This is a genomic window from Pseudomonas sp. GW822-FHT06D10, assembly GCF_058799535.1.
Window position 1 is genome coordinate 1 of sequence record NZ_JBXALN010000019.1, and the last position, 1,766, is coordinate 1,766.

Below are 1,766 nucleotides of genomic sequence, written 5' to 3' on the forward strand. Positions count from 1 at the left end.
GCCTCGAACAGGTCGGTGGCGTAGGTCAGGGAGGCCCAGAGGCCATCCTCGGATTCGAAGGTATCCAGGGTCAGGTCGAACTGCGCGGCACGCCCCTGCCAACTCAGGGTCTCGATGCTGAGGTCGTCCAGGCGCTGGCTCTGCCCGCCCTTCTTGACCGCGGTCTGGTGGTTGAACATTGCCTGGAACAGCGGGCTGTGACTCAGGCTGCGCTCGGGGCGCAAGGCTTCCACCAACTGCTCGAAAGGCAAGTCCTGGTGGGACTGGGCCATCAGCGCGGTCTGCTTGACCTGCTGCAGGAAATCATTGAAGCCCAGTTGCCCGTCGACCTCGGCCTTGAACACCTGGGTGTTGACGAAGAAGCCGATCAGGCGCTCGGTTTCCACCCGGTTGCGGTTGGCGGTCGGCACCCCGACGCGGATGTCCGCCTGGCCGCTGTAGCGGTGCAGCAAGACCTGGAACGAGGCCAGCAACAGCATGAACAGGGTCGCCCCTTCACGCTGGGCCAATTGCTTGAGGCCCAGGCGCAGCTCTTCCGGCAACGGGATATCCAGCAGCGCCCCCCGATAGCTCTGGATCGCCGGGCGCGGGTGGTCCAGCGGCAGCATCAGCAAGGGTTGCTCCCCGGCCAGTTGCTCCAGCCAGTAGCCCAGTTGCCGCTCACGCTCGCCGGCATCCATCCACTGGCGCTGCCAGTTGGCATAGTCGGCGTATTGAATCGGCAGGTCCGGCAGGCTGACCGTGCGCCCCTGGCGGTAGCCGGCATAGAGCTGGATCAGCTCGTCGACCATCACCCCCATCGACCAGCCATCGGAAACGATGTGGTGCTGGGTCAGGACCAGCACATGCTCGTCTGCTGCCACCCGCAGCAATTTGGCCCGCAACAGCGGGCCATTGCGCAGATCGAAGGGCGGCTGGCTCTTGCTGTCGGTCAGGGCATGGACCTGGGCCTCATAGGACAGGCCGCCGGCGTGCAGTTCGATGACCTCGATGTCCAGCGGCGCCGGTGGGTGCACCACCTGCACCGCCGTGCCATCTTCTTCGGAAAAGGTAGTGCGCAGGGTTTCATGCCGGGCAATCAGGGTATCGAATGCATGGCGCAGCGCGTCGAGGTCCAGTTCTCCGGTCAAGCGCAGCGCCGTGGTGATGTGGTAGGCGGTGCTGTCGGGTTCCAGTTGCCAAAGGAACCACTGGCTTTCCTGGGTATAGGAGAGAACCGGCGCCTCGTCGGCGCCGCGGCTGCAGATAGGAGCGATACCAAAGAGGTTGATGCCCTTTTCTTTAAGCAAAATCGCCAGGGCTCTTCTTTCCTTGGAAGAAAGCGTGCCTACCGAGTCGATTAAAGCTTGCATGTACTACCTCGCCTAAGAAATTATTTTTTCAAGATCATCGGGAGATAAACGTTTGAGGGCCTCCAAAGATTTAGCCAATTCATCCTGCAGTGAAGAAGTTGTCTGCCGCAGGGCCTGAACCTTCTCGACAAAGGCCGCGAGGCTCTCCGCGCCGAACAGCGACTTGATGGGCATATCCACGCCAAACTGCTGCTTGACCCGAGTCACCACCTGAGCCACCAACAGGGAGTGGCCGCCCAGCTCGAAGAAGTTGTCGCTCATGCCCACCCGATCCAGCTTCAGCACATCGGCCCAGATCGCCGCGATCTGCTGCTCCAGTTCGCTCTGCGGCGCCACATAGACCTGCTGCATCTGCTGGGCGTCGACCTTGGGCAGGGCCTTGCGATCGAGCTTGCCGTTGGGGGTCAGCGGCAA

At 62.2% G+C, this 1,766-nt stretch carries 2 protein-coding genes; both read right to left on the reverse strand.

Annotated features, from left to right (window positions below; all coding sequences use genetic code 11):
* A partial coding sequence (locus AC1RL5_RS31840; protein WP_492590243.1) for a condensation domain-containing protein occupies positions 1 to 1,352 on the reverse strand: 1,352 nt, incomplete at its 3' end.
* Between the two features lie 12 nt (positions 1,353 to 1,364).
* A partial coding sequence (locus tag AC1RL5_RS31845; RefSeq protein ID WP_492590245.1) for a phosphopantetheine-binding protein occupies positions 1,365 to 1,766 on the reverse strand: 402 nt, incomplete at its 5' end.